At 58.9% G+C, this 26,645-nt stretch carries 29 protein-coding genes and 3 pseudogenes; 20 read left to right on the forward strand and 12 right to left on the reverse strand.

Annotation, left to right across the window (positions count from 1 at the left end):
- Positions 1-81: 81 nt before the first annotated feature.
- From GA829_RS21460 to GA829_RS21475, 4 genes are all read right to left on the reverse strand, one after another.
- A complete protein-coding gene (locus GA829_RS21460; protein ID WP_195174659.1) occupies positions 82-225 on the reverse strand; it encodes a hypothetical protein in 144 nt (47 codons plus the stop codon).
- Positions 226-365: 140 nt separating this feature from the next.
- Complete coding sequence (locus tag GA829_RS21465; RefSeq protein ID WP_195174660.1) at positions 366-827, reverse strand: RrF2 family transcriptional regulator; 462 nt, start codon at positions 825-827, stop codon at positions 366-368.
- A gap of 61 nt (positions 828-888) precedes the next feature.
- Positions 889-1,353 carry a group III truncated hemoglobin gene (locus tag GA829_RS21470; RefSeq protein ID WP_195174661.1) on the reverse strand — a complete coding sequence of 155 codons (465 nt, stop codon included), beginning with the start codon at positions 1,351-1,353 and terminating at the stop codon, positions 889-891.
- A 366-nt stretch (positions 1,354-1,719) separates the two neighbouring features.
- Positions 1,720-2,115 (reverse strand): PTS sugar transporter subunit IIA, encoded by a 396-nt coding sequence (locus GA829_RS21475; RefSeq protein ID WP_258051814.1) that lies wholly within the window; start codon positions 2,113-2,115, stop codon positions 1,720-1,722.
- 150 nt (positions 2,116-2,265) lie between these two features.
- On the opposite strand from GA829_RS21475, the pseudogene istA (GA829_RS21480) reads away from it, so the two are divergent.
- The 3 genes and pseudogenes from istA (GA829_RS21480) to GA829_RS21490 all read left to right on the forward strand — a co-directional run bounded on the left by istA (GA829_RS21480) (position 2,266) and on the right by GA829_RS21490 (position 6,516).
- Positions 2,266-3,832 (forward strand): annotated as a pseudogene (istA, locus tag GA829_RS21480) (IS21 family transposase).
- Positions 3,765-4,493: an IS21-like element helper ATPase IstB gene (gene istB / locus GA829_RS21485; protein WP_195174663.1), complete on the forward strand. Its 729-nt coding sequence runs from the start codon at positions 3,765-3,767 to the stop codon at positions 4,491-4,493. The pseudogene istA (GA829_RS21480) and the gene istB (GA829_RS21485) overlap by 68 nt, the downstream one beginning before the upstream one ends.
- A 1,165-nt stretch (positions 4,494-5,658) precedes the next feature.
- Positions 5,659-6,516 carry an ATP-binding protein gene (locus GA829_RS21490; RefSeq protein ID WP_195174664.1) on the forward strand — a complete coding sequence of 286 codons (858 nt, stop codon included), beginning with the start codon at positions 5,659-5,661 and terminating at the stop codon, positions 6,514-6,516.
- Here the strand turns inward: GA829_RS21490 and GA829_RS21495 are convergent.
- Complete coding sequence (locus GA829_RS21495) at positions 6,506-7,393, reverse strand: LysR family transcriptional regulator (RefSeq protein ID WP_258051815.1); 888 nt, start codon at positions 7,391-7,393, stop codon at positions 6,506-6,508. The two genes, GA829_RS21490 and GA829_RS21495, sit on opposite strands and share 11 nt — an antisense overlap.
- Positions 7,394-7,515: 122 nt before the next feature.
- On the opposite strand from GA829_RS21495, the gene GA829_RS21500 reads away from it, so the two are divergent.
- From GA829_RS21500 to GA829_RS21535, 8 genes are all read left to right on the forward strand, one after another.
- Positions 7,516-7,923 carry a c-type cytochrome gene (locus GA829_RS21500; protein WP_195174665.1) on the forward strand — a complete coding sequence of 136 codons (408 nt, stop codon included), beginning with the start codon at positions 7,516-7,518 and terminating at the stop codon, positions 7,921-7,923.
- A gap of 40 nt (positions 7,924-7,963) precedes the next feature.
- Positions 7,964-8,176, forward strand: coding sequence for a hypothetical protein (locus GA829_RS21505; RefSeq protein WP_195174666.1), 213 nt, complete (start codon positions 7,964-7,966; stop codon positions 8,174-8,176).
- Between the two features lie 5 nt (positions 8,177-8,181).
- Positions 8,182-8,553 carry a DUF488 domain-containing protein gene (locus GA829_RS21510; RefSeq protein ID WP_195179761.1) on the forward strand — a complete coding sequence of 124 codons (372 nt, stop codon included), beginning with the start codon at positions 8,182-8,184 and terminating at the stop codon, positions 8,551-8,553.
- Positions 8,554-8,700: 147 nt separating this feature from the next.
- Positions 8,701-9,357 (forward strand): fructose-6-phosphate aldolase, encoded by a 657-nt coding sequence (gene fsa / locus GA829_RS21515; RefSeq protein WP_195179762.1) that lies wholly within the window; start codon positions 8,701-8,703, stop codon positions 9,355-9,357.
- Between the two features lie 264 nt (positions 9,358-9,621).
- Positions 9,622-11,157: an FAD-dependent oxidoreductase gene (locus GA829_RS21520; protein WP_195174667.1), complete on the forward strand. Its 1,536-nt coding sequence runs from the start codon at positions 9,622-9,624 to the stop codon at positions 11,155-11,157.
- A gap of 80 nt (positions 11,158-11,237) precedes the next feature.
- On the forward strand, positions 11,238-11,531 hold the full coding sequence (locus tag GA829_RS21525; protein ID WP_195174668.1) for a hypothetical protein: 294 nt from the start codon (positions 11,238-11,240) through the stop codon (positions 11,529-11,531).
- Positions 11,532-11,734: 203 nt separating this feature from the next.
- Positions 11,735-12,556 carry a universal stress protein gene (locus tag GA829_RS21530; protein WP_195174669.1) on the forward strand — a complete coding sequence of 274 codons (822 nt, stop codon included), beginning with the start codon at positions 11,735-11,737 and terminating at the stop codon, positions 12,554-12,556.
- 207 nt (positions 12,557-12,763) lie between these two features.
- Positions 12,764-13,204 carry a CBS domain-containing protein gene (locus tag GA829_RS21535; protein WP_195174670.1) on the forward strand — a complete coding sequence of 147 codons (441 nt, stop codon included), beginning with the start codon at positions 12,764-12,766 and terminating at the stop codon, positions 13,202-13,204.
- 235 nt (positions 13,205-13,439) lie between these two features.
- Here the strand turns inward: GA829_RS21535 and GA829_RS21540 are convergent, their stop codons facing one another.
- Together GA829_RS21540 and GA829_RS21545 are read right to left on the reverse strand one after the other, a co-directional pair.
- Positions 13,440-14,060 (reverse strand): Tim44/TimA family putative adaptor protein, encoded by a 621-nt coding sequence (locus GA829_RS21540; RefSeq protein WP_195174671.1) that lies wholly within the window; start codon positions 14,058-14,060, stop codon positions 13,440-13,442.
- Positions 14,061-14,121: 61 nt separating this feature from the next.
- Positions 14,122-14,790 (reverse strand): annotated as a pseudogene (locus GA829_RS21545) (cbb3-type cytochrome c oxidase subunit I); the annotation flags it as partial.
- Positions 14,791-14,985: 195 nt separating this feature from the next.
- Here GA829_RS21545 and istA (GA829_RS21550) point away from each other — a divergent pair.
- Positions 14,986-16,497: an IS21 family transposase gene (gene istA / locus GA829_RS21550; RefSeq protein WP_374940361.1), complete on the forward strand. Its 1,512-nt coding sequence runs from the start codon at positions 14,986-14,988 to the stop codon at positions 16,495-16,497.
- 14 nt (positions 16,498-16,511) lie between these two features.
- A complete protein-coding gene (gene istB / locus GA829_RS21555) occupies positions 16,512-17,267 on the forward strand; it encodes an IS21-like element helper ATPase IstB (protein ID WP_195174672.1) in 756 nt (251 codons plus the stop codon).
- A gap of 142 nt (positions 17,268-17,409) precedes the next feature.
- Here the strand turns inward: istB (GA829_RS21555) and GA829_RS21560 are convergent.
- Positions 17,410-18,348: pseudogene (locus tag GA829_RS21560) on the reverse strand (cbb3-type cytochrome c oxidase subunit I); the annotation flags it as partial.
- Positions 18,349-18,446: 98 nt separating this feature from the next.
- The gene (locus GA829_RS21565) at positions 18,447-19,109 is read right to left on the reverse strand and encodes a 5-formyltetrahydrofolate cyclo-ligase (RefSeq protein WP_195179764.1); all 663 of its coding nucleotides are present in this window, start codon (positions 19,107-19,109) and stop codon (positions 18,447-18,449) included.
- Positions 19,110-19,250: 141 nt separating this feature from the next.
- On the opposite strand from GA829_RS21565, the gene GA829_RS21570 reads away from it, so the two are divergent.
- Both GA829_RS21570 and GA829_RS21575 read left to right on the forward strand, forming a co-directional pair.
- Positions 19,251-20,096 carry a LysR family transcriptional regulator gene (locus tag GA829_RS21570; RefSeq protein ID WP_195174673.1) on the forward strand — a complete coding sequence of 282 codons (846 nt, stop codon included), beginning with the start codon at positions 19,251-19,253 and terminating at the stop codon, positions 20,094-20,096.
- A 68-nt stretch (positions 20,097-20,164) separates the two neighbouring features.
- Positions 20,165-20,710, forward strand: a complete 546-nt coding sequence (locus tag GA829_RS21575) for a DUF488 domain-containing protein (RefSeq protein WP_195174674.1) — start codon at positions 20,165-20,167, stop codon at positions 20,708-20,710.
- Between the two features lie 8 nt (positions 20,711-20,718).
- Here the strand turns inward: GA829_RS21575 and GA829_RS21580 are convergent, their stop codons facing one another.
- Together GA829_RS21580 and rnk are read right to left on the reverse strand one after the other, a co-directional pair.
- Positions 20,719-21,279, reverse strand: a complete 561-nt coding sequence (locus tag GA829_RS21580) for a nucleoside-diphosphate kinase (RefSeq protein ID WP_195174675.1) — start codon at positions 21,277-21,279, stop codon at positions 20,719-20,721.
- Between the two features lie 159 nt (positions 21,280-21,438).
- On the reverse strand, positions 21,439-21,903 hold the full coding sequence (gene rnk, locus GA829_RS21585; protein WP_195174676.1) for a nucleoside diphosphate kinase regulator: 465 nt from the start codon (positions 21,901-21,903) through the stop codon (positions 21,439-21,441).
- Between the two features lie 498 nt (positions 21,904-22,401).
- On the opposite strand from rnk, the gene GA829_RS21590 reads away from it, so the two are divergent.
- Positions 22,402-23,259, forward strand: coding sequence for a universal stress protein (locus tag GA829_RS21590; protein WP_195174677.1), 858 nt, complete (start codon positions 22,402-22,404; stop codon positions 23,257-23,259).
- Between the two features lie 769 nt (positions 23,260-24,028).
- Here the strand turns inward: GA829_RS21590 and GA829_RS21595 are convergent.
- Positions 24,029-24,328, reverse strand: coding sequence for an XRE family transcriptional regulator (locus GA829_RS21595; RefSeq protein ID WP_195174678.1), 300 nt, complete (start codon positions 24,326-24,328; stop codon positions 24,029-24,031).
- Between the two features lie 323 nt (positions 24,329-24,651).
- Between GA829_RS21595 and GA829_RS21600 the strand changes: the two genes are divergently transcribed.
- From GA829_RS21600 to fdxA, 4 genes are read left to right on the forward strand one after another with little or no spacing between them, the layout of a single operon-like run.
- Positions 24,652-25,173, forward strand: coding sequence for a hypothetical protein (locus GA829_RS21600; protein WP_195174679.1), 522 nt, complete (start codon positions 24,652-24,654; stop codon positions 25,171-25,173).
- An 11-nt stretch (positions 25,174-25,184) separates the two neighbouring features.
- A complete protein-coding gene (locus GA829_RS21605) occupies positions 25,185-25,883 on the forward strand; it encodes a CBS domain-containing protein (protein WP_195174680.1) in 699 nt (232 codons plus the stop codon).
- Between the two features lie 29 nt (positions 25,884-25,912).
- Positions 25,913-26,305 (forward strand): group III truncated hemoglobin, encoded by a 393-nt coding sequence (locus GA829_RS21610; RefSeq protein WP_258051816.1) that lies wholly within the window; start codon positions 25,913-25,915, stop codon positions 26,303-26,305.
- Complete coding sequence (gene fdxA / locus GA829_RS21615; protein ID WP_195174681.1) at positions 26,302-26,640, forward strand: ferredoxin FdxA; 339 nt, start codon at positions 26,302-26,304, stop codon at positions 26,638-26,640. The genes GA829_RS21610 and fdxA overlap by 4 nt, the downstream gene beginning before the upstream one ends.
- The last annotated feature ends 5 nt before the right edge of the window (positions 26,641-26,645 follow it).

The following is a 26,645-nucleotide window of genomic DNA, read 5'->3' on the forward strand; positions in this document are numbered from 1 at the left end:
TCCGAGGCGAGACTGAAACTGACTCGAGCCTATTGACCGACCCGCCCACGCCAGCCGCGCAGCGCGGCATAACTGCGAAAGCTAGACGAACATCATAACGACGATCGCACCGATAACGATCAGGACAAGCCCACCGATCAGCATAGGCAGCAGGCTGTTGTCTGGGTCAACGCCCGACTCGAATTGCCCTGTTACCGGCTTGTCCTTCTTCTTTCGTTCAACCATTGCTAATCTCCATTCGAGGAAGCGGTACGAGTCAGGCAGGAAACGCCTCGCCGGCATGAGTGGCTGTGACAACTCTCTCCTACGCTCATGTCGAAGACGATGATCCCGCTCTCCCCCTTCGGCGCAAATAGATGTCGAGCTTACTTGACGTTTCGCGCCCCGCCGGTGGGGTGTGGACGTGGCGGTCCGCTGAGGAAGTCCTGTGGCATCAGCGAGACGTCGGCCAACGTGTAACGGTCAAGGGTGTTCTGGAAGGAGACCATCGCTTCGCCAAACATGCTTGAAAGCTTGCAGGATCTTGTGAGCACGCATTTGTTGCCGGTCGCGAAACACTCGACCAGCGCGAAATCCGGCTCAGTCAGCCGCACGACGTCGCCGATGCGGATCATCTCGGGCCGGCGACCGAGAACAAGCCCGCCGGAGCGTCCGCGAATTGCCTTCAGGTAGCCATTGCGCGTCAATGTATTGGCGACCTTGTTAAGGTGCGTCTTGGACACGTTGAAGGTGCGTGCCGCTTCCTCAATGGTGATCAGCCGGTCGCCGGCAGAGGCCGCGTACATCAGCATTCTCAGGGCATAGTCCGAGAAGTTGGTCAGCCGCACCGACGAGTCCTCCCGTGGATCGCCATCTTGTTGCAAGAACCACTCACGGACCTGTTCGGCATCAAAGTTCTTTCTCGACGATAGGTTCGACGCCAATCGTGGTCTCGCCACGACTAAAGGCGACCGCGAGGCGGAAACTGTGAGCGATGCGCAGAGCACGATCCATGAACAGTGCCGCGACCTCGGGCGGACAGACCCGGCGCACTGTTACGCGAAACAGCTTTAGCCAACGTCGGAAATGCGCCTCACCAAGACCGGCTATCGCCAGATGTGGCGGCAGCGGCCGTCCCTCATACCGGGACGTTCGCAGCAACGTCGCGGACCAGAAATCACACATCTTCGCCAGATGGCGCGGCCATTCGTCGGGTTGTATCCTGTGGTGAAAGATGGGGCCAAGAAGCTCATCTCGGCGAATTTCATCATAGAAACCGTGAACCACACCATGGATCATGGTCTCATCGAGCACATCCGGCAACGGGACGCCGTCTATGACAATCGTCCTCTTGCTCCGACCATTTTCGCTCATGTGCGCGCTCCTTGCGATAACTCTCATCATGTCCTGGCCGATCCAGCTAGCATTCGCGCTAAAAGATATATTGTCAATACATGTTATAGAGCGCGGTTCAGAAAACGGGCTTCGGAGCGCGTTCTGCTGACGCCAAAGTTTATGCTGAGTGCGCAGAACCTTCACTTCGCCGCATGCGTTTTTTGACCTGACATCCTTAAGGCGTGGACAGATTGGGAAGGAAGCCGGCGGCAGCCATGCTGCTGGGCAGTTCAGTGCTCATAGCGATCATGGACGCAGTCGCGACAGGTCGAGAGGGAAAGCCTAAGCCTCAAGCGGAAGAAAACTCGCATGACCCAGTGGCAACATGTCCCGGGCTAGCCGGGTCTAGGCATTGCCAAGGTGTTTGGGCATGACGACGCTAGATTCGACGTGAAGAGTGTACAAATCAGTGGATATAGTCCCGACGGCTGGACACGATTCAGTTTTGAAAATCGCCATAACTTCGTCGGCCGATCTTGCACGTCGGAGTCCTTCCCTGGTCCCAGGTGCGCGGAGCAGTCGGCATGTCTGTGCAAGGGCGGGAAGGAAGGCGGCAACGGCGGAGCGCGGCCACAGCAGCGTGTAAACGAGATCAACGGGATCGTCATCGGGGCCGTGAAAATCGATAGGTCGTGCTAATCGAGTCAAAGATGCGACCGGCGAAACGATCCTGTCGAACAGAGCGTGCGGGATCGCGACGCCACGACCGATACCCGTCGAACTAAGGCGCTCACGCTGCAAAAGGCCACGAAGAACCGTCTGCTCGTCAAGCCGGGTGTGTTTCGGCGTGGAATAAGGACCCCGTTTCAGGGGTGATCGGCGTCCAAAAAGGACCCCTGTAACGCAGGGTTGTCACACTGCCTTCGGTTTCATCGGAGGCATTTGTTTTGGATGTTGGTTGTGGAGACGATAGCGAAGATACGCCGGCTTTCGCTGGTCCAGGGGAAGTCGATCAAGGAGATCTGCCGCGAGTTGAGGATATCGCGGAAGGTTGTCCGGAAGGTGCTGCGGTCAGACGCGACGGAGTTCCGCTACGAGCGCGAACGGCAGCCGATGCCAAAGATCGGCCCTTGGCAGGATCAGCTCGACGGGCTTTTGGATGGCAACCACGGCAAGGCGGGGCGCGAGCGGCTGACTCTGATCCGGATTTACGAGGAGCTTCGCGGGCTCGGCTATGAAGGCAGCTACGATGCGGTCCGTCGATACGCGAAGGGCTGGGCGAAGGAGCAAGGATCGGCAACGGCGGAAGCCTATGTGCCATTGTTCTTCGCGCCGGGCGAGGCCTACCAGTTCGACTGGAGCCACGAGATCGTCCTGATCAACGGCGTGACAGTGACCGTGAAGGTCGCCCATGTCCGGCTCTGCCACAGCCGCATGATGTTCGTCAGGGCCTATCCGCGCGAGACGCAGGAGATGGTGTTCGACGCGCACGACCGCGCTTTTGCCTTCTTCGGTGGCGCCTGCACGCGCGGCATCTACGACAACATGAAGACGGCGGTGGAGACGGTGTTCGTCGGCAAGGACCGGCAATACAATCGCCGCTTCCTGCAGATGTGCAGCCATTATCTGGTGCAGCCGGTCGCCTGCACGCCGGCGTCTGGCTGGGAGAAGGGTCAGGTCGAGAACCAGGTCGGGCTGGTGCGCGAGCGCTTCTTCACGCCGCGGCTGCGCTTCAAATCCTATGAGGAACTCAACGCCTGGCTGCTCGACAAATGCATCGCCTACACCAAGGCGCACCGTCACATCGAACAGCCGGAACGAACGATCTGGAACGTGTTCGAGGACGAGCGCGGCAAACTGGTCGAATATCGCGGCCCCTTCGACGGATTCCATACGGTGCCGGCCTCGGTGTCGAAGACCTGCACGGTGCGCTTCGACAACAACAAATACTCGGTGCTGTCGACCGCCGTTGGCCGGCCGGTCGAGATTCAGGCCTATGCCGATCGCATCGTCATTCGCCAGGATGGCGTGGTTGTTGCCGAACATGTGCGCTCATTCGGGCGCGGCGACACGATCTACAACCCGTGGCATTACGTCCCCGTGCTCGCCCGCAAGCCCGGAGCGCTGCGCAACGGAGCGCCGTTCCAGGACTGGGTTCTGCCATCGGCAATGGAACGGGTCCGGCGCAGATTGAAGTCCGCGGACGATGGCGACCGGCAGATGGTGGCGATCCTGGCTGCCGTTCTCAGTGACGGCCTCGACGCGGTCGAGGCGGCCTGCCAGGAGGCGCTCGACCAGAACGTCTGCTCATCAGCCGTCATCATCAACATCCTGGCACGGCAGCGCGATCCGGCGCCGGCAATCACCATTCTTACCCCGGACGCACTCCGCCTGGCGCATGAGCCGGTTGCCGACTGCGCCCGCTACGACCGCCTCAGGAGGGCAAGCTGATGGAACGCACGCAGGTTCTGGAACTGATGGGGACGCTGAAGCTCTATGGCATGCGCAGCGCCTATGACGAGGTCATGGCAACGGGTATCAAGCGCCAGCACGAGCCGCCGAGGATCGTCGGTGATCTGCTGTCGGCCGAGATCGCCGAGAAGCAGGCCCGCTCCATCAAATACCAGCTCACTGTCGCCAAGCTGCCGATCGCCAAGGACATCGAGGAGTTCGACTTCGACGGCACGCCGGTCAATGAGGTGCTGGTCCGCGACCTTGCCAACGGCACCTTCGTCGCCGACCAGCGCAACGCCGTGCTCATCGGCGGCACAGGAACCGGCAAGTCGCATCTGGCAATCGCCATTGCCCGCGCCGTGATCCGCAACGGCTCACGTGGCCGCTTCTTCAACGTCGTCGATCTCGTCAACCGGCTCGAGACTGAGCACCGCAGCGGCAAGCAGGGCCGCATCGCCGACTACCTGACCCGGCTCGACTTCGTCGTGCTCGATGAACTCGGCTATCTGCCGTTCGCACAAGCCGGTGGGCAGTTGCTCTTCCATCTGATCAGCCGGCTCTACGAGCGCACCTCGATCATCGTCACCACCAACCTGGCATTCGGCGAATGGCCCGCCGTCTTCGGCGACCCAAAGATGACCACCGCGCTGCTCGACCGTCTCACCCATCACTGCGAGATCATCGAGACCGGAAACGAATCCTGGCGCTTCAAGAACCGCGCCTGATCACCCCATCACGCCGATCCGCACTCGCCGGGCTGCGCAACCCAGACCAGCTCCGCCCGGCGAGCGCTGACCATTGTGCCTCAAAAAGGGGGTCCCTTTTGCGAGCCGATCCAGGGTCCCAATTGCGGGCCGATTGACAAGCCGGGCTCTCCGCGCAATCCTGATGGCGATCCGCGACAAGGCCGAATGCTTTCCCTTTGTCGCGAGGTCAAGCGAAATGTCTTCTTCTGACAAGATGGAATAGATCATCGTGGCGGCCCCATGACAATTCAAAGCGATAACGAAACGCGTTTCGCCACACCACCTACGCGAGGCGGTGTTCACACAGCACCATGGTGAAGAATCCTGGCTGTCCCGGACGCAAAGCCAGGGTCTTTTCGCGTCCGGGCTAAAGGCCTGCTTTGAGGCGCTGCGGCTCTCGCCGGAAATTTAGCCTGAAAATATTCATAGCAACTCGGATGTAGTGAAAGGTTTTTCGAAATCAAGCTGCGCCCAAAGCGGCGGCCGCTTTAGAGTTATCCGATAGAAGGAAATAACCCGGACCGGCCCATTAGCGCCTCTCGTGCCTTGGTTGGCGGTTCGTGGTCCATGATCCTGGCGTGTAGGCAATGAGCATTGCAAAATCTTCGCAATCGAATGCGTGAAGAGAATTCATAATCGCAACCTTTGGTCCAAGAGATGTTAAACAGAACGCATCGGCATGCAGAAATATTGCACTGAAATCCCATTTAATTTCGCTTGACGAACAGAACCGCCTCCTGCTTGCTGGCTGGGCGCGAACAGGCCGCGCCAACATCTGAAAGCGGATTATGACGGTCGTCCAGGCTTTTCGGTCATCGCCGGTTCTGGTTCAACAAAGGAAGCTACCGTGATGAAAAGGCTTGCACCTGCAGTTGTCGTGACAGTGGCCAGTTATGTCAGAGAATCATCGTCGGCGAACCCAAAGCGCATGATTAGACTGAACGGGTCGGCGCGAATGGCGATCTGCTGGAGGAGGTCCGCAGGGCATTTGCGATGGTCGAAGACATCATGGCGATAAGGGATCGTCCCGCGCTTAGATCATGCCCGCGAAAAGGCTCGGCTGGACAAGGAGGACAGAGTGTGACGATCACAGCGGGAGCGCGATTTCCCTGGCTTCGTCAATGACCTGTAGGGGACGGCTTTCATGAAAGGCAGCGTGTATCCATCCGAAACACAGCCACAATCTCAGACGGAGCGGGACGGGCGCTCTCAGGTGCCGGACACCCCCCTCGATGCCCGAACCGCAGTCGAACAACGCGAGCATGCGACGCATCGGCTTGCCGCGTTGGGTGAAATGACGGGCGGCATTGCCCATGATTTCAGAAACCTCCTGGCAGTCATCGAGTCCGGACTGAGGTTTGCCGAAAAAAGCGCCGACAAGCCCGAACGTGTGCGGGCCTACATCGCGATGGCGCGGGAAGGAATCGATCGTGGGATCGAATTAACCTCGCAGCTGCTCGCTTTTGCAAAGCATCAGGAACTCGATGCTCATGCTGGCGACTTGAATGAATTCCTCAGGTCCTTCGAGCCATTCCTGAGGTATGGCGCCGGACCCGATGTACGCGTCAAGCTTGAACTTGGTTCCGGTATTCCGGACTGCCTGATCGATCCCGCACTGTTCGACGCTGCGGTGCTTAATCTCGTCGTCAACGCGCGGGATGCCATGCCAAATGGCGGCGAGATCCGGGTCGTCACCGAGCGATTGGTGCAGACGACTGCGGCACCTGACCCGCCGGGGCCGGGAACCTACGTCTGTGTTCGCGTCAAAGACCAAGGTTGCGGCATGAGCGCGGAAGTCTTGCGAAAGGCGTTCGATCCTTTTTTCACGACGAAGGGCGAGAAGGGTACCGGCATCGGGCTGTCGCAGGTGCATGCATTGACGCAGATGGTTGGTGGTCATGTTCGCATTGCGAGTGAACCAGGGATTGGAACCACAGTCGACCTCCTGTTCCCGTCAATCCAACCGGACGCCAAAGCGCCGTCAGGAATTCCTATAATTTGACATCGCCGGCTGCGACGGCATGCAACCCTGCCAAGGCAGGACCTACCACGCTCTCGTCGGCGTTTGCGGATTGCACCGCATAAACCGGATAGGAGAACTGCGGCATTTCAGGGACAAGATGCAACCGGCCGGCCGCTATGTGAGGCTGCACTGAGCTCATTCTGAAATATCCCGAGCCGCCAGTCGCAAGAACGTAGTTCAGTGCGAGCGGACCGAGATCGAAAGAAAGATCGGGCGCGGCACTCGGGAAATTCATCCCGTGGTGCAGTCCAAAATCCGGCCCCCAATCCATATAGACATAATCGGATTCGTCCAGCAGGCGTGCTTCGGCATTGGTAGTCACGAGGACGAGTTTTTCATCCAGAAGCAGATCGATCTTCAAACCAGGTCTGTGCGGAGGCGCGTACATGATCGCTAAGTCAACCATTCCCGACGCGACCTGATTGATCAAATCCTGCGGCACATCGACGTGTACGCGGAGTGCAATATCCTGAAGCGAGCCGCGCATCCATCGGACCCAATCGAGCAGAAGGGGTTGCGCAAGGCTGACTTCGCTGCCGACCGTCAGAACAGCCCGACGTCCCTCAGGTACGGCAACCTGATGAAGGGTGCGCTGCCACAACTGGACGAACATCGGGGCGTGACGCAGGAACTGCTCGCCGGCAGGGGTGAGCGAGGCCCCGCCTTTGTGCCGAACGAAAAGCGCCCGGCCAAGTTGCTGCTCGAGGTTGCGGATTCGTGCGCTCACTGTCGTCTGGGCGACATTCAAACGTTCAGAGGCCCGAATGAAACTCCCTGTCGAAACGATCTCTATGAAGGTGCGGGCGAGTTCAATGTCCATATCGAACATAGCATAAAAATTGCGCTTAAATGTCAATGAATTTCGTTTGCTAGATAGAAAGCGCGAGCACTAAGCTTCAAGGAAATCCACCAAGCTTAGCATATTGCCGCGGGCCGGTTCGGCCGGAATCGGCCCTTAGCCCATAGAAAGAAGCAAACATGAAATCGACCATGCTTCGATTGGTGACCGCGATTTTCATTGCAGTCGGTTCGGCCCATGCGCAGGACACGTCATCCGGCAATGCCGAAGCCGGCGCCGTCGTCTTCAAGAGGTGCATGGCCTGCCACATGGTCGGTCCTGATGCAAAGAACGGAGCAGGTCCGGTCTTGAACGGGGTCGTCGGCCGAGCGGCTGGTGTGTATCCAGATTACAGTTATTCCGCGGCGAACAAGAATTCGGGTTTGACCTGGGATGAGCCGACGCTGACGATCTATCTGCACGCGCCGCGCAAACTGGTGCCCGGCACAAAGATGACATTCGCCGGTCTCAACAAGGATCAGGAGATCGCCGACGTGATCGCCTATCTGAAACAGTTCAACGCTCAAGGCCAGAAGGTCGGCCCCTGAGTCAGGCGGGCGACCTGTCCCGGCTACAAAGCATAACTCGATGAAATTTCTCCTGCATCAGGGTCTGGGGTATTCCACGATCCATCAGATCGGTGACTACCTACGCAGTCATGGTACGGGCCATCACTGGATCGAGCGATATCGCGGTGACATCTTCGTTTTCGTGTCAGATGAAGCCGACGAGGTAATCCTTAGAAAAGAATTCTCCGGCTTTCTCGATGCTGTCGACGACACGGAGACGGACGGGACATGACGTCGATGACCGAAAAGATATTCAACGAGAGAGTAAAAATGAAACGGGCATATGAGAGCCCTGCCGCCGACGATGGCAAGCGAGTGTTGGTTGACCGGCTTTGGCCGCGCGGGGTCAGGAAGACCGAAGCCGCTATCGACCATTGGATGAAGGAACTCGCGCCAAGCACCGAGCTTCGAAAATGGTTCGGACACGATCCCGCCCGCTGGGAGGAGTTCCGTCGGCGATACGCGGCGGAAATCCGTGAGCATCGCGATGAACTCGACCGACTGCGCAACCTGATACGGGAGGGCGCCGTCACACTCGTATACTCGGCTCATGACGAGGCCCACAACGATGCCGTCGTCCTCAAAGAGGTTCTGCTGAGACATCGATAGAGACGTCACGTCGCTCCCGGACTGCCACTGGCTTCAAAGGAATAGCGCGTGCGATCACGACGGCGACAACAAACTCGTCTCACCGGAGCCAAACCAGAGAAAACTCATCCAATCATCGATTGGCGCATTCTGTTGAGGAGAGAAACAATGAAGTTCTTTGTCGATACAGCCGATATTTCTGAAATTCGCGAGCTTGCCGCCGCTGGCGTTGTCGATGGGGTGACCACAAACCCATCCCTTGTCGCAAAGACCGGTCGGCCGATCAGGGATGTGATCAAGGAGATTTGCCAGACAATTGAGGGCCCGGTTTCAGCGGAAGTCACGGCGATCCAGTTCGATGGCATGATTGCCGAGGGAAACCGTTTGGCAAGCATTGCCGCCAATGTGGTCGTCAAGGTGCCGTCGACCTGGGATGGATTCAGGGCTTGCCGGGCGCTCAGTCAGCTCGGACACAAGGTTAATGTCACACTGTGCTTTTCAGCCAACCAGGCACTGCTCGCAGCCAAGGCAGGCGCGACCTTCATTTCGCCGTTCGTCGGCAGGCTCGACGATCTCGGGCTGGATGGCATGGAAGTGATCCGAGAAATCCGCACGATCTACGACAACGACAAATCCTTCAAGACGCAAATCCTCGCCTCTTCAATGCGCACCCCTCTCCATGTCAAACACGCTGCGATCGCAGGCGCCGATATCGCGACCGTGCCACCGGCGGTGCTCAGAAACCTCGCCAAACACCCACTCACCGATAAGGGCTTAGCCTCCTTTCTCGCCGACTGGCGTAAGACGGGGCAAGCGATCCTGTAATTGCCCACTGTGGAATCATTGAGGAAGCCATCATAAAAATTGCACTCAATTACCGATTAAATTCGTTTGCATGATACCGGGGATGGCGGGAAACTGGGGTGCGAAAACCACTCAGCCCAATGCGTGACGTGCTCGGAATGTTTGGCGCAAGTGGTGCTGAAAATCTGAAGGCGCACTAGCCAGGCAGAAGGTATCCCGAAGCAGTGGGGATTGCCGCTTCGCCGGACGAGCGATTTTGACACAGGATCGCCAAGGGAGAAGAAAATGGCTGAAGGCCAGACCAAATTAGTCGGACCGGATCTGGTCCAGGGCATCGCGTTGTCCGACCTTCCCGATGGCGGAAAGCTTGTCGGGCATTGCGGTGACGAGCAGGTGTTGCTGGTGCGCCGAGGGACCAAGGTCTTCGCCACCGCGGCGACATGCACACATTACGGCGGGCCGCTTGTCGAAGGTCTTGTGGTGGGGGATACTATCCGTTGTCCCTGGCATCACGCGTGCTTCGATTTGCGCACAGGCGAGGCCTTGCACGCCCCTGCCTTCAATCCACTCGCTTGCTGGTCGGTGGAACAGCGCGACGATCGGATATTCGTTGGCGAGAAGCGCAAGTGGACAGCGCCAAAGCCGCGCGACGGAAGCGCTGGCCAGATACCTGGGAAAATCGTCATTGTCGGTGGCGGCGCGGCTGGTTTCGCGGCGGCCGAAACACTGCGGCGCGAGCATTACAATGGCATCATCGTCATGATCAGCGATGACCAGGCGCCACCCTTCGACCGACCGAACCTCTCCAAGGACTACCTCGCCGGAAAGGCACCGGAGGATTGGATTCCGCTTCGGGGGGAGAAGTTTTATTCACAAAACAACATAGACATACGTCTCAATACGAAGGCCGTCCACATCGACTTGCATTCCCGCGAGGTTGTCCTCGCGGATCAAGGCAGGATTCCTTACGACAGGCTGCTGCTTGCCACGGGGGCCGAACCGGTTCGCCTAACCATCCCCGGCGCCGACCAGCCACACGTTCACACGCTGCGCTCATTCGCAGACTGCAAGGCGATCATCGAGCGAGCCACGACTGCGCGGCGCGCCATTGTGCTTGGCGCGAGCTTCATTGGCCTGGAAGTTGCGGCGGCCCTGCGCTCGCGCGGCATCGACGTTCATGTCGTGGCGCCAGATAAGCGGCCTATGGAGCGGATCCTGGGTCCACAGATGGGCGACTTCATCCGCGCCCTTCATGAGGAGAACGGTGTTGTTTTTCATCTTGAGGACACAGCGAATGATATCGATGGCAGCAAGGTGAAACTCAGCAGTGGTGGCACGGTGGCGTCGGACTTCGTCGTGGCCGGCATCGGCGTGCGACCGCGGATCGGGCTCGCCGAAAGGGCTGGGCTCAGCCTCGATCGCGGCGTTGTCGTGAACGCCTTTCTGGAAACAAGCGCTTCGGGAGTCTTCGCGGCCGGCGACATTGCGCGGTGGCCCGATCCTCACAGCGGCGAGAACATTCGGGTCGAGCATTGGGTGGTTGCAGAAAGACAGGGGCGAACTGCAGCTCTCAACATGCTCGGCCATCGCGAGAAATTCGCCGCCGTGCCGTTCTTCTGGAGCCAGCATTACGATGTTCCCATCAACTATGTCGGCCATGCCGAGCAATGGGATGAGATCGCGGTCGATGGAGACATCGCAGCCAGGGATTGCCTGCTCCGCTTCAAACGCGAAGGACGCACGCTGGCTGTCGCTTCGATCTTCCGCGACATCGAGAGCCTGGAGGCCGAGGTGGAAATGGAGCACCAAATGGCAACCTAGCAAACGCTCTCGGGCACCGGAGAGCGCGCAACCAGCATAGCGAAGAGGTGTGTCGTCGTAAGCGAAAGGAGTTCGAAATTATGTCGACTACGCAACAGGAACTTGAAACTACTGGCGGATTGCGCCCGGTTGCCGCTCACCACTATTCAAAGATTGTCGAGTTCGCCAAGGAGGTTGCTAGGGAAGCGTCCGATGAGACGCTGACCTCGGTTGAAATCTTCTCGGACAGCGGCCACTGGTACTGCCGGGTCCGTCGCGGCGATGAAAAGACCCGGCCAATGGGTCCCTACACCAAACAGCAGGCTGAGCGGATCCAGGAGGCACGGAGAATGTTGATCGCCAAAAGCGGTACCGCTCGGATCATGTTCGAGTAGGGCGGCGACCTTCGCGATCACGCCCGCCGGCGCACTTCTAGCTACAAGGATCTTTCGTCATCAAGTTTTTTGAAACGTTGGCGGACGGCCCTCCGGCTCTTAATGGTTGCCGCATTGTGAAACCGTGTTTCGCGGCAGGACGTCTGTTGACGTTTTCCATAGCCGAGCCGGCATCGCCTCCAACCCATGGAAGGAAAGGTCCAATGGGCTACAAGTCAATCGTTCTCAATCTCGACATCGACGGTATGGTCGCCCCTGTTATCAAGTTCGGTGTCGATCTGGCCCAGCGCTTCGATGCGCGCCTGATAGGTCTCTCGGCTGCCGACGTTTCCCCGCCTGTTGTAATGGAAGGAGGAGTGGCCTTCGAAGGAGAGAGCATGATGCGCCAGCGGAAGAACATCGAGCGACGAATTGAGGACCTCCGCTGCGAGTTCGAAGGCCTCGCTGGCGCAACTGTTGATACAGAATGGCGTGGGGCTGTGGGCAATCCGACCCGCTTGCGGATAGACACGGCGCGCGTTGCCGATCTAATCGTCACAGCGTCGCCCGAGGGCGCCTCTTCTGGGAACGTTCATCGATCCACAGATATCGGCAATCTGATCCTCCAGGCGGGGCGACCTGTGCTGGTCACTTCGACCAACCAGGAACATTTCGTGGCCAACAAGGCTCTTGTCGCGTGGAAGAGCACGCGTGAAGCCAGACGTGCCGTCTTCGATGCCATGCCCTTTTTGCAAATGGCTCGGGAAGTTCGCGTGATCACGATCGACGATGATGCAACGGATGAAACTTGGAATAGCCTGACCGCTGTTGTCGCCTACCTTTCTTTTCACGGCGTAAAGGCGAAGGCGGAAGTATTTCCGGAAAAATCCGATGGACAAGTGATCGCTGATGTCGCCGATGCAATGCATGCGGATTTGGTTGTATCCGGCGCCTACGGCCACAGCAGATTCAGGGAATGGATTTTCGGCGGCGCTACCCGTTCGCTGCTTGAAAATGATGGGCTCAATCGTTTTTTGTCGAATTGATCCTAAGGTACGAACTGTCGACAGGAATCGTCAGCGGACAAATCCGAGCAGGCCAATGCACGAACAGCATACGCGTTCACCGACCCTCGCGGTCAGATTCGGCTCGGCCAGCTAAGATGGCGGGAACAGGCGGTAACACGCTGCTCGCCCTGACGGGCTTGGTCATGCTGGATATCCCTTTCGACGGAGGCAGGAAAGGACGACCAGATGCTCGTCGATAAAGTCATGCCTGCAGCCTGCAACAGACTCGTCACGATTGGATATGATGCGCCCTTGCTTGAAGCAGCGCGACTGCTTGGCGGTTCACCGGACCTCGTCGTCGTCTGCGGCTCCGATGGGCTTTTGAAAGGCGTGATTACGAAAACGGATATCGTAAGGCAGATAGGCCAATGTCAGGGTTCCACCTGCAAGATCGCCGCATCATTGGTGATGACCCAGGATGTCACCATCTGCCGACCGACGGATTGGTTACGTGACATCTGGTTGATCATGAAGGTGCGACGGCTGAGAAACATTCCTGTCATCGACGCAGCATCTCGGCCGATCGGGGTGCTCAACGCGCGCGAGGCGCTCGAGGCTCTCATGCAGGAGGTCGAACAAGAGGAGACGCTGTTGCGCGACTATGTCATGTGCGTTGGTTATCGTTGATGGACGTATATGCCGTAACCAAGCTAACTTCTCGGCAGGTGTGCCTGTCGAACAGGAAATGGCATTCTCCCTTGGTACGCTGGTGCTGTCGCCAAACTCCGGCCGCGCTCCTCAAATCGTTCGACGCTGAATCACATTTCGCGATAGCATGTCGCACCGAAAATTCGGCGAAGCAGGATGCCAACAAGATGGCCCTGACTGCTGACCCGCAGGACTACCGGAAGCCGCAAGCTGATTATCCACTATCTGTTGCGATCAAAATCCAATTGCGTTTCTGTGATCGCGCGTCACAAGCGAACGTCCACGCATCAATCACCTCATCGATCTGGTGAGGATCGCCGGCGACGATCGCGCCATTCGCTGAGCGTGTAACGCTGACGACGTCGGAAACGAAGCGGACAACAATCTCAATTGCTCCACATTCCTTGAGGACGCTGACGACTCTCGCCTCGCTGGTGCTTATGAATGTCAGTTGCAGCCGTTCCTCCCGATTCCTGCGGTCGGCGTTCGCTCGCTCGAAAACTTCCAGCACTTCTGGCCCGACCAAGCGCTTCAGCGCTTGAAAGTCGTTATCCGCGTAGGCCCGCAAGATAATCTCGTACGCGGTCTTTGCGCCGGCCAGAAACTTGGCGGGGTCGAAATCCGGATCGATGACTTGCGTCGCATTCAGGGGAGCATCCGGGGAAGAGATGCCTTCGACCCTGCCGGCCGGTTGATCTGTCTGCGCATCCTTTTGTTTGGCCTTGTCGTCGCCTGAGCGTGGCTGGCGTTGGCCCCAACTGCCCATCAAAGCCCAATAAAACGCGATGATCGCCAGGATCAGGATATGGTTGTTTGGATTTGTGGTCTCGTCCATGACGCTCTCCCGACAAATGTCGAATTGACAGCAGAAGCCGATTTGGAACCGGAGGGGAATGCTAACGAATGCGCGGAAGCTTTTCCCACTGATGGAAGGGCGGTGGCGACGGCAGTTGCCATTCGAGCGTGGTCGCCCCTTCGCCCCATGGATTGGCGCCGGCCTGGCGTCTGCGGCTGAAAGCCTCCGCCACCGTGATGAAGAAGACGACAAGTCCGGTCGTTGAAATGTAGGACCCGATCGACGAGATGAAGTTCCAGCCAGCGAAAGCGTCGGGGTAGTCCGCGTAGCGGCGTGGCATGCCGGCCATGCCCAGAAAATGCTGCGGGAAGAAGACGAGGTTGACGCCGACGAACATCAGCCAGAAATGCAGCTTGCCCAGTGTCTCGCTGTACATGTAGCCGGTCATCTTCGGGAACCAGTAATAGAAGCCGGCGAAGATGGCGAAGACCGCGCCCAAAGACAGCACATAGTGGAAGTGGGCGATCACAAAATAGGTGTCGTGCAGCGAGCGGTCGATGCCTGGGCTTGCGACCATGATTCCGGTGACGCCGCCGATGGTGAAGAGCAGGACGAAGCCGAGAGCCCATAGCATCGGCGTCTTGAACTCGATCGATCCTCCCCACATGGTCGCCAGCCAGGAAAACACCTTTACGCCGGTTGGAACGGCGATGACCATCGAGGCAAATGAGAAGTACCGCAGGGTGTCCACGGACAGGCCGGTCGTATACTGTGGATTCCGACGTTATCCGGCCGGGTATTCCAACGTGAAGCCGGCCACCATTCCGGAATGAAGCCGGCCACGATTCCGATCAATATCCGGCCACTTTAACGGGGCTAAAGAGAACACATCTGGGTCAGCAACTTTGGCATGACGGTCCTTTTGAACGAGGGACGCGTGATGCCGGCAAAGAGAAGGCTGACCATGAGACACTTACGACAAATGCTACGGCTTGCCGGCGACGGAACGAGCGCCCGCGAGATTGCGCAGAGACTGGGCATAGCGCGCAGCACTGTGCAGGATAATTTGAAGCGAGCGGCAGCGGCGAAACTGAGCTGGCCGCTGCCGGGTGACCTGACCGACGACGCACTGGAGCACCGGCTGTTTGCCCGGGCCGGGGTGAAGCAGGGCCTGCGCCGGCTTCCTGAGCCGAACTGGGCGCAACTGGCGCTGGAGCTGAAGAAGCCGGGCGTCACGCTGATGATCCTGTGGGAGGAGTATCGCGCCGTTCACCCCGGCGGCTACGGCTACAGCCGCTTCTGCGACCTGTTCCGTGGCTTCGAGAAGCGGCTGTCACCGACCATGCGGCAGGAGCATGTCGCCGGCGACAAGGTCTTCGTGGATTATTCCGGCAAGAAGATCAGTATTGTCGATCCGCTGACCGGCGAGATCCGCGAGGCGGAGATCTTCGTTGCCGTCCTCGGGGCGTCGGGATTCACCTATGCGGAAGCGACCTGGACGCAAGCGCTGCCGGATTGGATTGGCGCACATGTGCGCATGTTCAACTTCTTCGGCGGTGTTCCGCGCCTGATCGTGCCGGACAACCTGAAGTCCGGCGTCAACCATGCCTCCTTCTACGACCCGGAGATCAACCGCAGCTACGGCATGATGGCCTCGCACTATGGCGTCGGCGTTCTGCCAGCCCGGCCACGACGCCCGAAGGACAAGGCGAAGGTCGAGAACGGGGTTCGCTTTGCCCAGACCTGCATTCTGGGTCGGCTGCGGCGGCAGACCTTCTTCTCGCTGGCCGAGGCCAATGCGGCGATCGCCGGGGCGCTGGATCGCATCAACGACCATGTCATGCGTCGCCTTGGCGTCAGCCGTCGCCATCTCTTCGAGACCGTGGAACGGCCTGCACTGGCAAGCCTGCCAGCACAGGATTACGAGTTTGCCGAATGGCGCATTGCCCGCGTCGCCACTGACTATCACGTCGAGTTCAAGAGCTTCTTCTATTCCGTGCCCCATGGCCTCATCCGCCAGCAGGTCGACATCCGTGCGACAAGCAGAACAATCGAGATATTCCACCGCGGCAAGCGCGTCGCCGTTCACCAGCGCCGATATGGCGGGCGGCGCTACGGCACCAACCCCGAGCATATGCCCAGCTCCCACCGACGATATGCCGAGTGGACACCGGACCGCTTCCGGCGATGGGCTGCTTCCATAGGGCCGCAGACCGAGGGGCTGATCATCGCCATTCTGGCGAACCGACCGCATCCCGAACAGGGCTTCCGGACATGCCTGGGCATCTTGCGCCTTTATCGAGATCTCGATCGTGAGCGCGCCGAGGCCATCTCAGCCCGCGCCGTCGAGATCGGCGGACTGACCTGCAAGAGCATTGCAGCCCTCATCACCAACCACAAAGCCGCCCGGCCTGCTGCCGGTCCCGGCGCCATCATCGATCACGCCAATCTGCGTGGTCCCGGCTACTTCCATTGAGGAAAGACAAGATCATGCTGACCCATCCCACCCTCGACATGCTACGCGATCTCGGCCTGCACGGCATGGCCAAAAGCTTCCAGGATCTCGACGCCCAGACGGAAGCCCGTGCCCTCGATCACGGCGAGTGGCTCGCCATCCTGCTCGAGCAGGAAGCGACGCTACGGCGACAGAAGCGCTTCGAGGCCCGTGCCCGCGCGGCCCGGCTACGCCATGACGCGCAGGTCGAGGATACCGACTTCCGTGCCGAACGCGGTCTCGATCGTTCCCTGTTCCTCAAACTCGCAAGCTGCGACTGGATCCGACAGCGTCATGGGCTCCTGTTGACCGGCCCGGCCGGTGTCGGAAAGAGCTGGCTTGCCTGTGCCCTCGGCCACAAGGCTTGCCGGGAGGACTTCTCCGTCGCATATCATCGCGCCCCACGGCTCTTTGCCGAGCTTGCCCTGGCAAGGGGCGACGGCCGATACGCCAGGATGTTGAAGGCGCTGGCCAGGACCGACCTGCTCATTCTGGACGACTGGGGGCCCGAAAAGCTGACCGACGATCAGCGCCGTGACCTCCTCGAGATCATCGAGGACCGCTACGAGCGGCGTTCCACCATCGTCACCAGCCAGGTGCCCGTCGATCGTTGGTACGAGATCATCGGAAATCCCACCATCGCCGACGCCATCCTCGATCGCCTCGTCCACAATGCCTACCGCATCGAACTGACCGGAGAGAGCATGCGAAAACATCGCGCCATCGCCACATCGCAAACCCTTCAGGCTTGACCCGAAACGAAACTCGAACCAAACCTCAACAACGACCCAGGTGATCTCCAAAGGTGGCCGGCTTCAAATCGGAATCCGGCCGGAATGAAATCGGAATGGGTGGCCGGTGATTGATCGGAATCAGTGGCCGGTTTCGTCGGAATCCGCACGTATACATATGATGGGCCCAGACGACAAAGCCAATCGCGCCGATAGCCACCATCGCATAGGCCATGCCGAGATAGCCGAAGATCGGCTTCTTGGCGAAGGTCGAGATGACGTGGCTGATGATGCCGAAACCGGGTAGGATCATGATGTAGACTTCGGGATGACCGAAGAACCAGAACAGATGCTGGTAAAGGATCGGATCGCCGCCGCCGGATGGCGAAAAGAAGGTCGTTCCAAAATTGCGGTCGGTCAAAAGCATGGTCACCGCGCCGGCGAGCACCGGCAGCGACATCAGAAGCATGAAGGCCGTCACCAACATCGACCAGGCGAACAGAGGCATCTTGTGCATCGTCATGCCAGGTGCCCGCATGTTGAAGATGGTGGTGATGAAGTTGATGGCGCCGAGGATCGAGGAGGCGCCCGAAAGGTGGATCGACAGGATGACGAGGTCGACAGCGGGGCCGGGTTGGCCATCGGTCGAATAGGGGGGATAAAGCGTCCAGCCGCCGCCATGACCGAGCGTGCCGGGCGCTCCTGGAACGAACATCGAGGTGATGAAGAGGATAAACGACATCACCAGGAGCCAGAAAGAAATATTGTTCAAGCGCGGAAAAGCCATGTCGGGCGCGCCGATCATGATCGGTACCATCCAATTGCCGAAACCACCGATCAGCGCCGGCATGAGGACGAAAAAGATCATGACCAGCCCATGTGCGCTGACGACGACGTTGTAGACACCCGGATCGCCAAATATCTGCAAACCTGGTTCCTGCAACTCCATGCGGATCAACACGGAAAGCGCGGTACCGAAGACCCCCGCCATGATCGAGAACAGCAGGTAGAGCGTCCCGATATCCTTGTGGTTGGTGGAGAACAGCCACCTGACGAGAAACCGGGGCTTGTGATCATCCAATGCGGTTGTGGAATCCAGCATGTCTTTTCCCTGCTTCCTGCCAGGAGGTCCGGTTAAGTGACGGAGGGCAGTTTGACGGCCGTCGTCACAATTGAAGAACCAGACCTTGCCTGTGTCGTTCATGCATCGGTGACGATCGTGTCCATGGGGATGTCGTGCGGCTGCGGGTAGATCGTGCGGATTTTGGCCTGTCCGTAACCTACGCCGACGACGAAGGGTTTCTTTGGCATCGCGGCCAGAGTCCGGTCAAAGAAGCCGCCGCCATAGCCCAGGCGGTATCTCGCCTCGTCGAAGCCGACGACCGGCGCAATCACCACATTGGGCTGGACCGAAGGTCCGCGGGAGGGGACAAGAATGTTCCAGACGCCGCGTTCCAGGGGGTCGCCCGGCGCCCAGACACGGAACTCCAGCGGCCACCCTTTCTTGATGACGACGGGAAGCGCTATCCGCCCGCCGCGCTTGATCACACTTATTGCCCAGTTGCGAAGGTCGGGCTCGCCGCGGAACGGCCAATATGTGCTGATGATCCGCCCGCTGGTCTTGCCTATCGTCCGGTCCAGGGCGGATGCGATCTTTTCCGAACGAGCCTTTCTCTCCTCGACGTCAATGGCGAGGCGCTCCTCGATTAATCTCTGCCGCTCTGTCTTGCGCCAGCATGCGACGTCACTCCAGCCGTCGGAGTGGATCGCCAGCATCCCAAATTCGGGCATGAGTTCGTGCATGGAGCAGGGCGGAGAAGCAAATTGCCTTAATTCGCCATCGACATCTTTCTCATCGGCCATCTCTAAAACTCCGTTCTGCGCTGGCTGGGCGGTTGAAGCGCAGCACATCCGCCGCAAAAGCTGCGCTTGACGAAACAGGAAGGCAAATGGAATTAAATGCTGTATTGATGCAATATTATTGCATTGAACGTTGGGATTGTGATGGACATCGACCGCGCACGCACATTTCTGGAAATAGTTCATTCCGGCAGTTTCCTCAGGGCAGCCGACCGGCTCCACGTCACCCAGACCACGGTAAGCGCACGGATACGCACGCTGGAGGAAGAGCTCGGACGTCAGCTGTTCATCCGGAACCGCAACGGTGCGCAATTGACGCCGGCCGGCCGGGAATTCGAACGGTTTGCGCAGTCGTTCGTCCAGATCTGGGAACGCGCACGACACCAGCTCGCTATCCCTTCGGGTAGGACGAGCGTCGTCGCATTGGGCGGTGAATTAAGCCTCTGGAATCCGTTGTTGCTTGACTGGCTTGTCTGGATGAAGAAGGCCCGGCCGGAAATCGCCATCCATGCCCAGGTCGGCGTGCCGGACCAACTCCTCGAGCAGCTCAGGACCGGCGTTCTGGACATTGCGGTGCTCTATGCGCCGAAGCTGCTGCCGGGTTTCAGGGTAGAGCTTCTCGTCGAGGAGCAACTCGTCCTGGTTCGGACCACCGACAGAAACGGGGAACCGGTCGGCTCGAAGGACTATGTCTATGTCGACTGGGGGCCGCTGTTTGCGGCCCAGCATGGTGCCAGTGCCTCAGCCTTCGGCGAGCCAGGATTGATGGTCGGCCTTGGCCCGCTTGGGCTGAGCTATATCCTGCGCGCCGGCGGAATGGGTTATTTCCGCAGAGGCGCGGCAGCTCCCCATATCGAGGCGGGGCAGTTGGAGGTGGTAGAAGGCGCGCTGGAATTCACCTATCCGGCCTATGCAGTCTATCCGGAAGCTGGCGAGTCGCGAGCCGATGTGCAGGAGGCGCTACGCGGATTGAAGCAAGTTGTGAAATGATCGTCCCTCCAGGCGCGAAGCCATGGTTTGCGTGACTGGAAGGATGGATCGCCACGGATTGACCGAACATGCCTTACCCGTTCCACATCATCGGTCACTCGACCCGGTCGATTGCCGAATTCGTCGCCCTGCTGCGGTTCGGAGAGATCGCCCTGGTGGTCGATATAAGGACCATCCAGCGATCGCGGGCGAACCCGCAGTTCAACAGCGAGGTACTTCCGGAAAGCTTGGCGGCGTTCGGGATCGGATATGAGCACATTGCAGAGCTCGGCGGCCTGCGCGGCAAGGCGCACGACATTCCACCGACGCTCAATGCATTCTCGGCAAACCAGAGTTTTCACAACTACGCCGACTATGCGCTGTCGGCGGAGTTTCTTGATGGCCTGAACCGGCTTGTGTCTCTCGGCAGGCAGCGGCGGTGCGCCATAATGTGCTCGGAAACGCTCTCGTGGCGCTATCACAGAAGGATCGTCGCGGACTACCTGATCAGCCGCGGCGAGTCCGTTTTTCATCTGATGAGCCATGACAAGGTCGAGCCGGCAAGACTCACCGACGGTGTGAAGGCACGGCCCGACGGAACGCTTGTCTATCCGCCTTCACAGCTTTCGGGATAGTCGAGCCCTCAGGCGGCCGACGGACCCGGGTCGTCGAACCCGGTATCGAAGGCTGCCATGACCTTGTTCTCCGCTTTGTCCTGCAGTTCATCGGGACGATGGACGACGCGCAGAACCGGTTCGCCCTGCCGCCATGAGCCCGACGCTGCATTCCCCGTCAGCTTCAATCTCTCGCGCCTTGCGGCTTCTGGCTGATAGACCACCTCATGCACGGTCATCGTTTCAAGGCCGCCGTCCGCGCTTGGAATGGACATGGACTGACCTTCGGCCAGACCAAGCAGCGCCAGGCCGCGCGGGTTGGTGATAGGCAAAAGCATGCCAACCAGACCGCGCATCTCGTCATGTGCGACGATGCGGGTTTCGGCAGGGCCGTCGTTTGCCCGATAAGCCACGCGGGTGCTGAGTGTCACGACGGTTGCCGGGATGTCTTCCCGAAACATTACAACCGCGTTCGAAATCTTCCGCTGAAGGATAGCCGAGAAAGTATCGCCGCCAGGGCGGCGCTCCTGCATCACTTCAAGAACCGTGTAGTCCTTGGTGGTCAGTTGGCAGCTATCGATATTGGGCATCGCGCATCTCCAGCCGGTCCTGTGCAAGGATCCGGCGTCAAGCAATTGATCGGGTCTGGAAAGCTCCCCTGTGCCGGACCAGGATAGGCCGGCGCAGGGGTCACACTCCCGCGATCGGGCTGCCTGCGTGATTGAGGAGACGCATGGAAATGCCCATGCCTAGACGGCCGCCGCAATCGTCTGAGGCGCTGGTGCGGGCCGAGCGTGTGTACAGCCTTTCGGAGCGGGCTGGCTCACGGCAACCACCAACAATTCGTGCCGGCGACCGTCCCGTGCGGTCCACGTTATCGACTGCCCAGCCGAGAGGCCGATCAGGGCCGTGCCAATCGGCGTGAGGATCGAAACCTTGCCTTCGGAGATATCCGCATCGCCAGGAAAAACCAGCGTGATGGTTTTTCGATCGCCGGTATCGGGCTTGAACGTCACGGTCGACCCCATCCGGACAGTGCCGGCGGAGACCCAACCGTCGGAGACGATACGCGCGCGCTCGAGTTCGGCGAGCAGTTCATCGGAAGCCTCCGGATTCCGGGCGGCAACGGTGTTCGCGAGGAGCGACAAACGTGCGTGGTCCGACTGAGAGATGTGGATGTTCGGCTTGCGCCGGGTTTTCTTGTTGTCTTGCATTTGAATACTCATGTTTCTGCCCCCGCCCTGGACCCGCTGAGGGATCGTCGACGGTTGTCAGTGCGACGGAAATTTGTAGCTGAATGCGCCGATGCTACAGGGATTGATGCGACCCTGCGCCAATGTCACATGTCGATTTACATGTTCACCCCTCGGCCTGGGGCGCGCATGGCAGCCGAGCCGGGGGTTACGATCCCGCTATGGGGCAAACCCGGAAAAGAAAATCGCGACGGATTTTGGCGGCGGTGTACATAAGCCTATAGTTGGTGAAGGAATCCGCGAAGTCAAGGCAACCGGAACCCTGATGCCAGCCGATTGATCACTTCCAGAGGAATCTCGACAACGTCCTGATTCGGGCAGCGGCGCTTGCAGCTTGGTGGAGCAGCCGCCTAGGATGCCACGCTGGATAGGCGTGAGCCTCATCGACTGAGATCACTACCGGTCCCAAAATCTGCCGGCGGAGTTACAACCGCGCCAACGAAAAACAGGGAACTGACAATGAAAATCCTTGCGGCGACAGATTTTTCCACCCGTTCACAGCGAGCATTGCGGCGAGCCGGCCTTTTGGCCCGGGAGGTCAGCGCGGAACTCACACTCGTCCATGTCGTCGACAATGACCAACCCTCAGACATGCTCGACCTCGAAAGACGCGAGGCGCAGAGATATCTTGAAGAACAAATGGCCTCGATCGCCGAACTGCAGGGACTTCAGTGTAGTTTCGCGGTTGTCGCCGGCGATCCGTTCGACGGCCTTCTGAAGGCGGCCGAGGCGCGTTCGATCGATCTCATTGTGATGGGCGCGCATCGCAAGCAATTGCTACGCGATATTTTTGTCGGAACGACCATCGAACGTGTAATCCGTACCGGCCCATGCCCGGTACTCATGGTGAATGCAGAGGTAGAGCAGTCATACAAAAAGGTGATGGCCGCTGTGGACATGTCCAAGCCATCCGCGCGCGCAATCAGGACGGCGAGGGAAACTGGGCTGATAGGCGACGCCAGTCTTTCGCTGGTCCATGGTTTCGATGCGTTCGCCAAGGGAAAAATGTCAAATGCTGGAATAGGCAAGGACGAGATAGCGCGCTACGTGGCGACAGAACGTTTGCAGGTGGGCAGGGAACTGGTCGCGTTTCTGGAAGCGAACGATTTTGGCGTCGACAACTGGTCACTGCGTATCAAGGAAGGAAGCCCCGTCGAAGCGATAATGGAGGCGATCAAGGAGGTGACGCCCGATCTTCTGGTGATCGGAACGCATGGCCGTTCGGGCCTCATCAAGGTGCTGCTGGGGAGCGTAGCAGAAAGTATTCTGCGATCGGTCGACGTGGACGTTTTTGCGGTGCCACCCATCCGACGTTGATCGAGGCCTATGCGTTAGATGATCGTCGTTGTTCGTCCTGGAATCCGCAGCCTCCTCGAATGGCGGGACGCCATCCATTGCCCTCCCTGCGGTCCGGTAAAGCGCCGCGCGCGCCAAGAGCATAGGCGGACTGGTGTCGTGACAGTCACGAATGGTGCGATCAGTATCGCCTGCATGACAGACGTTTACCCCCATCAGAAGAAGGCGGAAGAGCGTATGAAAATGTGGGCCGGGCTTGTGCCGACGTGCAAGCGAGAGGACGCCATCGTCAGCACGCTGGTCAACATCAGCGTTGCGAGGACCACTCAACTCGAGGCAGGAGCAGCTTGGAGAGTCCACCGACACCGATCAAGGATTCGAGTACATCGGCACGCACTATGCGGTGCAGTCGCCGCTGCGGAGTCTGACGAAAGATGGCGTTCGACTGCTTCCGGCACGCGGTCAGCGGCACCTGTCGCCAGATGTGATTCAGTCCGTTCGACGCAGGCCTAGTCGCGGCTTGCGCTAAGCAAGGTGGCTATCACAAGTTCTCTTCCCGTCCTGTTTATCCCGGTTCCGCGCGATCTCTCTTCCGCCAGCCCTAGGAATACAAGGCGTTCGGCCAATGCTTTCGACAGAGCCGGGTAGGGTCCGCGATTCATGCGCTTAAGCGCGGTCTGCTCCTCGTCGGTGAGATCACCCCACATAATCGTCATGCAACCATCCGGGTTCTGAATTGTCCAGCGACGGGCTGTGACCGTGAGTTCTTTGAGAACTGAAGACCTTGGGCCTATGGAACGGCATCTATACCGACAATGCCGCCTTCATTCTCCAGAACGCCGATCCGCTTGACTTCCGAGCGGTTGAGTTTCAGGCGAACGCCGATACCGCCGCCATTCTCGACGATGAAAACGGCGCCGGCGTTTTCAAGCGCGGTTTGCAACGTGTCGCAGACAACCTGGTTGGGAACGCTGATCCGACGCTCGAATTCCTCGATGACCAACGCATCCACGCGTGAATTGCCGGAGAGCTTGTCACGGGTCCATTCGACCAGCGCGCGAGCGGCACGGCATTGAGCACCAGTGATCATCGTAAAATCTCCTGCTACCGCTTTCGGGGCCGAAATCGCCGCTTGCTGAGAGCCAGAACATTCCGGGGCGCGATGGCTTAACCCAATCAAAAATGCATATCGTGTTCGAAAAGGGAAGGGCTGAGCTACGCGCCGCAAACTAAATTCTGATGCAAAATAATTGTGCTAAAGCGGCAATAAATTTCGTTGGTCTTGCAGATAAGGATGAGTGAAGCTCGTGCGTAGCGAAATTGACAGATTGGGTGCCAGCCAGCAGATCTCAAGCCAGGCGGAGCTCTTGGCGATATCGCGCGAAGGGCACCTTTGGGTCGGCGACGATGATAATGGACAGGCTTGAACACGATTTCGGCAGAATACTTTCCGGCAGGGACCTTCAGCGTCATGTGGTCGGGCGAATGGTATCTGCCGACCGCCTCGACGTAGATGGCCGCGGCCCAATCACTCCTTCGGATGACAATACCCTCAAGATACGGCTGCGCGAAGAACTGCTCCTGCAAGCACAGACCCGGCTGCCGATCACCTATGCAAGACTGGCTGAGAGCATGGTTGGTTCACACGCGACAGGCGTGATCCGGGATGCCCTCGAAGAACTGATGGACGACGATGCGGACAAAGGCCTGCCATTGGTTGCGGCTATTGCCGTGAAGGCGCTCGAGCCCGGTTTGCCCGCTCCCTGGTTCTTCTGGAAAGCCGAGGACATGGGGCTGTTCGCTGGCGATCCAGCCAATCTGGAAGCCTATGCTTTCCATGCAAGGCAGTTCTATCGCGCGATCCACCTCCATGCTGGCAATGGGCAAGCCTCTGGAACGACCTTGCCGCCGTTCCTGTCGCCTGCAGGCAGGTGAAGGAGACCGAAATGCTGATCGCCAAGGACGTCATGACGTCACCGGTCATTTCCGTAGAGCCGGACAGTACGGTGGATGAGGTCGCCGATGTTCTTCTGTCGCACGGGATCAGCGCGGTGCCGGTGATTGATCGAGGTGCGCTGCTGGGCATTGTCAGTGAAGGAGATCTGATCCGCCGGGCGGAGATCGGTACCGCGCCACAGGGCCGTTCCTGGTGGAGTCATTTTTTTTCCAACAACGCGGTCCAGGCGGAAGTCTATGTCAAGTCTCATTCCGAGCATGTGATCGACGTCATGACACAGCCGGTCGCGACGGTGGTCGAGAGTACACCAGTCGCCGAGATCGCAACCCTGCTTGAACACAATCGGATCAAGCGTGTTCCGGTGCTCCGCGACGGCCAGGTGGTGGGGATCGTCAGTCGCGCCAATCTGGTGCGGGCCCTTGTTGTTGCCAGGAAAGGTTGGCGCGCTCCGACCTGGCATGACGACAGCAGTATCAGGCTCGAGATCGTCGACGCCTTGCGCTCCGAATCATGGCCCTCGACCGGAAGTTCGGACGTAACCGTGACCAACGGCGTGGTCACCTTTTGGGGAGCTTACCTGTCGGAGCAGGAGCGGAAAGCCTCGCTCATTCTGGCTGAAAATATCGCTGGCGTACGGGCTATCGACGATCATCGCATTCCCCTCGACATGACCTACGTCGTGCTCTGAGGGAGCCTGTGCTGGATCTGAGTGTGCCCTTGACGCAAACAGTTCCGATTTCCGACGAGCAGATTCGTCAGCTCTTCGACTTCTTCTATGGCAAGATCCGCGTCGATCCCGATCTTGGCCCGATGTTCGAGCGCGCCATCCCGGGCGATTGGGTGCCGCATCTGCCGAAGATGTACGATTTCTGGTCTTCGGTCATGCTTACCAAATACAAAGGAAATCCCGTCGCCGTCCATCAACGCATCGAAGGATTGGAGATCGGTCTTTTCGATCGTTGGCTCGATTTGTTCGGCGAGAGCTGCGGTGAGTTGCTGGACGAGGAGACAGCGGGACTCTTCTGGTTGAAGGCGGTCCGCATCGCCGAGAGCCTGAAGCTCGCCTTGTTCTACCGTCCGGATCGGCGGTGGCCAGAGAGCGCATTATGACGTTCGTCGTCACCGACAATTGCATCAAATGCAAATACATGGATTGCGTGGAGGTCTGCCCAGTCGACTGTTTCTACGAGGGCGAAAACATGCTCGTCATCCATCCCGACGAGTGCATTGACTGCGGCGTCTGTGAGCCCGAATGCCCGGCCAAAGCCATTTTTCCCGATACCGGGCCTGGTCTCGACGATTGGCTCGCGCTGAACGCTGAGTACGCGTCGCTGTGGCCCAACATCGCGATCAAGCGTGATCCACCCGCCGACGCCAACGCGTTCGACGGAGAAGCCAACAAACTCGTGAAATATTTCTCACCAGAACCCGGGCTGGGCGACTGATCAAA

It is taken from the genome of Mesorhizobium sp. INR15, assembly GCF_015500075.1.
In the GTDB taxonomy this organism is placed as follows: domain Bacteria; phylum Pseudomonadota; class Alphaproteobacteria; order Rhizobiales; family Rhizobiaceae; genus Mesorhizobium.

Excerpts from the sequence above, each read along its gene's own strand:
- GA829_RS21460 (WP_195174659.1), bottom strand. The coding sequence starts at position 225 with ATGGTTGAACGAAAGAAGAAGGACAAGCCGGTAACAGGGCAATTCGAG.
- GA829_RS21470 (WP_195174661.1), bottom strand. The coding sequence starts at position 1,353 with ATGAGCGAAAATGGTCGGAGCAAGAGGACGATTGTCATAGACGGCGTC.
- istB (WP_195174663.1), top strand. The coding sequence starts at position 3,765 with ATGGAACGCACGCAGGTTCTGGAACTGATGGGGACGCTGAAGCTCTAT.
- GA829_RS21490 (WP_195174664.1), top strand. The coding sequence starts at position 5,659 with ATGAAAGGCAGCGTGTATCCATCCGAAACACAGCCACAATCTCAGACG.
- GA829_RS21500 (WP_195174665.1), top strand. The coding sequence starts at position 7,516 with ATGAAATCGACCATGCTTCGATTGGTGACCGCGATTTTCATTGCAGTC.
- GA829_RS21505 (WP_195174666.1), top strand. The coding sequence starts at position 7,964 with ATGAAATTTCTCCTGCATCAGGGTCTGGGGTATTCCACGATCCATCAG.
- GA829_RS21510 (WP_195179761.1), top strand. The coding sequence starts at position 8,182 with ATGACCGAAAAGATATTCAACGAGAGAGTAAAAATGAAACGGGCATAT.
- fsa (WP_195179762.1), top strand. The coding sequence starts at position 8,701 with ATGAAGTTCTTTGTCGATACAGCCGATATTTCTGAAATTCGCGAGCTT.
- GA829_RS21520 (WP_195174667.1), top strand. The coding sequence starts at position 9,622 with ATGGCTGAAGGCCAGACCAAATTAGTCGGACCGGATCTGGTCCAGGGC.
- GA829_RS21525 (WP_195174668.1), top strand. The coding sequence starts at position 11,238 with ATGTCGACTACGCAACAGGAACTTGAAACTACTGGCGGATTGCGCCCG.
- GA829_RS21530 (WP_195174669.1), top strand. The coding sequence starts at position 11,735 with ATGGGCTACAAGTCAATCGTTCTCAATCTCGACATCGACGGTATGGTC.
- GA829_RS21535 (WP_195174670.1), top strand. The coding sequence starts at position 12,764 with ATGCTCGTCGATAAAGTCATGCCTGCAGCCTGCAACAGACTCGTCACG.
- GA829_RS21540 (WP_195174671.1), bottom strand. The coding sequence starts at position 14,060 with ATGGACGAGACCACAAATCCAAACAACCATATCCTGATCCTGGCGATC.
- istA (WP_374940361.1), top strand. The coding sequence starts at position 14,986 with ATGAGACACTTACGACAAATGCTACGGCTTGCCGGCGACGGAACGAGC.
- istB (WP_195174672.1), top strand. The coding sequence starts at position 16,512 with ATGCTGACCCATCCCACCCTCGACATGCTACGCGATCTCGGCCTGCAC.
- GA829_RS21565 (WP_195179764.1), bottom strand. The coding sequence starts at position 19,109 with ATGGCCGATGAGAAAGATGTCGATGGCGAATTAAGGCAATTTGCTTCT.
- GA829_RS21570 (WP_195174673.1), top strand. The coding sequence starts at position 19,251 with ATGGACATCGACCGCGCACGCACATTTCTGGAAATAGTTCATTCCGGC.
- GA829_RS21575 (WP_195174674.1), top strand. The coding sequence starts at position 20,165 with ATGCCTTACCCGTTCCACATCATCGGTCACTCGACCCGGTCGATTGCC.
- GA829_RS21580 (WP_195174675.1), bottom strand. The coding sequence starts at position 21,279 with ATGCCCAATATCGATAGCTGCCAACTGACCACCAAGGACTACACGGTT.
- rnk (WP_195174676.1), bottom strand. The coding sequence starts at position 21,903 with ATGCAAGACAACAAGAAAACCCGGCGCAAGCCGAACATCCACATCTCT.
- GA829_RS21590 (WP_195174677.1), top strand. The coding sequence starts at position 22,402 with ATGAAAATCCTTGCGGCGACAGATTTTTCCACCCGTTCACAGCGAGCA.
- GA829_RS21595 (WP_195174678.1), bottom strand. The coding sequence starts at position 24,328 with ATGATCACTGGTGCTCAATGCCGTGCCGCTCGCGCGCTGGTCGAATGG.
- GA829_RS21600 (WP_195174679.1), top strand. The coding sequence starts at position 24,652 with ATGGACAGGCTTGAACACGATTTCGGCAGAATACTTTCCGGCAGGGAC.
- GA829_RS21605 (WP_195174680.1), top strand. The coding sequence starts at position 25,185 with ATGCTGATCGCCAAGGACGTCATGACGTCACCGGTCATTTCCGTAGAG.
- fdxA (WP_195174681.1), top strand. The coding sequence starts at position 26,302 with ATGACGTTCGTCGTCACCGACAATTGCATCAAATGCAAATACATGGAT.